The organism is Acidocella aquatica, from assembly GCF_030160635.1.
Lineage (GTDB): Bacteria > Pseudomonadota > Alphaproteobacteria > Acetobacterales > Acetobacteraceae > Acidocella > Acidocella aquatica.
This window is the reverse complement of sequence record NZ_BSOS01000044.1, coordinates 1-3953: the sequence shown is the minus strand read 5'-3', so window position 1 is coordinate 3953 and position 3953 is coordinate 1. Positions and strand designations below refer to the sequence as shown.

Here is a 3953-nt window from a genome sequence, read left to right as displayed (position 1 = left end):
CGATCGTGGCCCGGATTCCGCGGGCTTTGCGGTTTATGGCAGCGGTGTTCCGGGGCATATCAAATTTACCTTGCGCGCGCCAGCATCGTTTGATTTTGCGGGGCTGGCGGCGAAGCTTGGTGTTGCGGTTTCGCTGCATGACGATCATGCGGTGTTCACCTTTCCGGCGACGAGTGAGCATGAGGTTCGCGCGGCTCTGGCGGTGCATCCGCAGGTTGCTCTTGTTGCCTCCGGTTCGCGCATGGAGCTTTTTAAAGGTGTTGGCCTGCCCGCTGATGTTTCCAACCGCTTTGGTCTGGCCAAAATGTCGGGAAGCCATGCCATCGGCCACACCCGCATGGCAACCGAATCGGCGGTGACGACTCAAGGGGCGCATCCGTTTTCCACCGGGCCGGACCAATGTCTGGTGCATAACGGTTCGCTCTCCAACCATAACGACGTGCGGCGCACGCTCATTCGTGAGCACATGAGCTTCGAGACGCAGAACGACACTGAAGTTGCCGCCGGGTATCTTTCCTGGAAATTGCACAATGGTGCGAAACTCAACGAGGCGTTGACCTGCGCGCTGGATGATCTTGATGGTTTTTATACCTTTGTCGTCGGCACCGAATCCGGCTTTGGCGTGCTGCGCGATCCGGTGGCGTGCAAGCCGGCGGTGATGGCCGAGACGGATGACTACGTCGCCTTCGGTTCGGAATACCGCGCGCTGGTTGATCTGCCGGGCATCGCCAAGGCTCATCTCTTTGAGCCAGAGCCTGCGAAAGTTTATTTTTGGGAGCGCGCGGCATGAGCACGGCCTTGAATATTCCCGCGCCCGGTTCGGTCGTCTTTGATCTCGCCACCTCCGATCTGCGGCAGTTGAACGGCACTCTGCAGGCGCTGACACCGCAGACCAACCAGACCGCCTGGACCATCCTCAACCCGCGCGGCGAGCATGCGCTGGCCGTGGGCATCACCGCGCCGGTCAGCATCACCGTGGACGGCCACGCCGGTTATTATTTTGCCGGCATGAACGACGGCGGCAACATCACCATTACCGGAAATGTCGGCACCGGTGTTGCGGAAAACATGATGTCGGGCACCGTGCATGTGCTGGGCGACGCCAGCCAGGCCGCCGGCGCCACCGCGCATGGCGGCCTGCTCATCATCGAGGGCAATGCCTCCGCCCGCTGCGGCATTTCGATGAAGGGCATCGACATTGTGGTGAAAGGCTCGGTCGGCCACATGAGCGCGTTCATGGCGCAATCCGGCAACCTGGTGATTCTTGGTGATGCTGGCGAGGCTCTTGGTGATTCGCTCTACGAGGCGCGGCTGTTCGTGCAAGGCACGGTGGCCAGCCTGGGGGCTGATTGCGAGGAGAAACCGATGACCGCTGATGACAGGATCATCCTTGCCGGCCTGCTTAAAAAAGCCGGCGCCGATGCCAGCGTTGAGAACTTCAAGCGCTACGGCTCGGCGCGCACGCTGTATCATTTCCATGTTGACAATGCAGGGGCTTACTGACCATGAACGAATCCTCTGGCCCGAAAATTCCGCAGACGCTGCCGCGTTTTTCCGCGACCTTCGACCCGCATACCGTCGCCGAAATCCACCGCGCCGCGGCCACCGGGATTTATGACATTCGCGGCGGCGGCACCAAGCGCAAGCTGCCGCATTTTGATGACCTGCTGTTTTTGGGCGCGTCGATCTCGCGTTATCCGCTGGAAGGCTACCGCGAGCGTTGCGGCACCGATGTAACGCTGGGCACCCGCTTTGCTAAAAAGCCGATTCACCTGAAAATTCCTGTAACAATTGCAGGCATGTCGTTCGGCGCGCTCTCGGGCAACGCCAAGGAGGCCCTGGGCCGCGGCGCCACGGCGGTTGGCACTTCCACCACCACGGGCGATGGCGGGATGACTCCGGAGGAGCGCGGCCATTCGCAAACCCTGGTCTATCAATATCTGCCGTCGCGTTACGGCATGAACCTGACCGACCTGCGCCGCGCCGATGCGATTGAGGTTGTTGTAGGCCAGGGCGCCAAACCTGGCGGCGGCGGCATGCTGCTGGGGCAGAAGATTTCACCGCGCGTGGCCGCCATGCGCAACCTGCCGGAAGGCATCGACCAGCGTTCCGCCTGCCGCCATCCGGATTGGACCGGCCCGGACGATCTGGAAATCAAGATCCTTGAACTGCGCGAGCTGACCAACTGGGAAAAGCCGATCTATGTAAAAGTCGGCGCCAGCAGGCCATATTATGACACCGCATTGGCGATCAAGGCCGGTGCTGATGTCGTGGTGCTCGACGGCATGCAGGGCGGCACGGCGGCGACGCAGGAGGTGTTCATTGAACATGTCGGCCTGCCGATTCTCTCCGCCATCCGCCCGGCCGTGCAGGCGTTGCAGGATCTTGGGCTCCACCGCAAGGTGCAACTCATCGTCTCCGGTGGCATCCGCACCGGCGCTGATGTCGCCAAGGCCCTGGCCCTGGGCGCGGATGCGGTGGCGATCGGCACCGCCGCCCTCATAGCGTTGGGCGACAACTCCCCGGAGTTCGAGGAGGAATATCAAAAACTCGGCACCACGGCTGGCGCTTATGATGATTGGCACGAGGGCAGGGACCCTGCGGGCATCACCACGCAGGATGCAAAACTCGCCGCCCGGCTGGACCCGATCAAAGCCGGCCGCCGCCTCGCCAACTATCTCTCGGTCCTCACGCTGGAGGCGCAGGCCATCGCGCGCGCCTGCGGCAAGAGCCATCTGCATAATCTGGAGCCCGAGGACATGGTGGCCCTGACCATGGAAGCTGCCGCCATGGCGCAGATACCGCTTGCAGGTACTAATTGGTTTCCCGGAAAAACAACAGGGTTTTAAAAAACAATGACAATAGACCTCGCCGCCGTTGCCGCGCAAAAAGGCATCAAATATTTCCTGATCTCCTATACGGATTTATTCGGCAGCCAGCGCGCCAAACTGGCGCCCGCGGCGGCCATCGCCGGCATGCAGAAAAACGGCGCCGGGTTCGCGGGCTTTGCCACCTGGCTCGATCTCTCCCCGGCCGACCCTGACATGTTCGCGATGCCCGACCCCAGCTCGCTGATCCAACTGCCCTGGAAACCCGAAGTCGGCTGGCTCGCCTCGGATATCTGGATGTCCGGCAAGCCGGTTGAACAAGGCCCGCGCAATGTGCTGCAGCGTGTCGTCGGCCAGGCAAAAGACGCTGGTTTTGCCATGAAGTCTGGCGTTGAGTGTGAATTCTTCCTGACCAACGCTGACGGCACCGCGATTGCCGACACCGCCGACACCGCGACAAAACCCTGCTATGACGCGAGCGCGCTGATGCGCCGTTACGATGTCATCACGGAAATCTGCGACGCCATGCTGGCCCTGGGCTGGGAGGCGTATCAGAACGATCATGAAGACGCCAACGGCCAGTTCGAGATGAACTGGACCTACGATCACGCGCTGATCACCGCCGACCGGCATGTGTTCTTCAAATTCATGGCCAAGACCATCGCGGAAAAACACGGCCTGCGCGCCACCTTCATGCCAAAACCATTCCTTGGCCTCACCGGTTCTGGCTGCCATTCTCATGTCTCGCTGTGGGATGGCGCGAAAAATCTGTTCGAGGACGATGCCGGTGAACTCGGCGTCTCAGCACTTGGCTATAACTTCATAGGCGGCATCATCGAACATGCCGACGCACTCGCGGCTCTGCTCAACCCGACGGTGAATTCCTACAAGCGCATCAACGCCCCGCGCACCACCTCCGGCGCCACCTGGGCGCCAAACACAGTGACGTATTCAGGCAACAACCGCACCCATATGATCCGTATCCCCGAGGCTGGCCGCTTCGAGATGCGCCTGGCCGACGGCGCGGCCAACCCCTACTTCCTGCAGGCCGGCATTCTCGCCGCCGGGCTCGACGGCATCGCCAAAAAAGCCAACCCCGGCCCCCGGCTGGACATCAACATGTAT

4 protein-coding genes are annotated in these 3953 nt (G+C 61.4%); all 4 read left to right on the top strand.

Features of this window, described 5'->3' with window-relative positions; genetic code table 11:
* Positions 1-790: class II glutamine amidotransferase domain-containing protein (locus QQJ84_RS08405; protein ID WP_284257691.1), on the top strand; the 790-nt coding region annotated here is incomplete at its 5' end.
* Positions 787-1503 carry a GltB/FmdC/FwdC-like GXGXG domain-containing protein gene (locus QQJ84_RS08400; RefSeq protein WP_284257690.1) on the top strand — a complete coding sequence of 239 codons (717 nt, stop codon included), beginning with the start codon at positions 787-789 and terminating at the stop codon, positions 1501-1503. The genes QQJ84_RS08405 and QQJ84_RS08400, both read left to right, overlap by 4 nt.
* A gap of 2 nt (positions 1504-1505) precedes the next feature.
* Positions 1506-2849, top strand: a complete 1344-nt coding sequence (locus QQJ84_RS08395; RefSeq protein WP_284257689.1) for an FMN-binding glutamate synthase family protein — start codon at positions 1506-1508, stop codon at positions 2847-2849.
* A 6-nt stretch (positions 2850-2855) separates the two neighbouring features.
* A partial coding sequence (gene glnT, locus QQJ84_RS08390) for a type III glutamate--ammonia ligase (protein ID WP_284257688.1) occupies positions 2856-3953 on the top strand: 1098 nt, incomplete at its 3' end.

What these genes read in the sequence shown, in the direction of transcription:
- QQJ84_RS08400 (WP_284257690.1), top strand. Translation starts at nt 787, where the DNA reads ATGAGCACGGCCTTGAATATTCCCGCGCCCGGTTCGGTCGTCTTTGAT.
- QQJ84_RS08395 (WP_284257689.1), top strand. Translation starts at nt 1,506, where the DNA reads ATGAACGAATCCTCTGGCCCGAAAATTCCGCAGACGCTGCCGCGTTTT.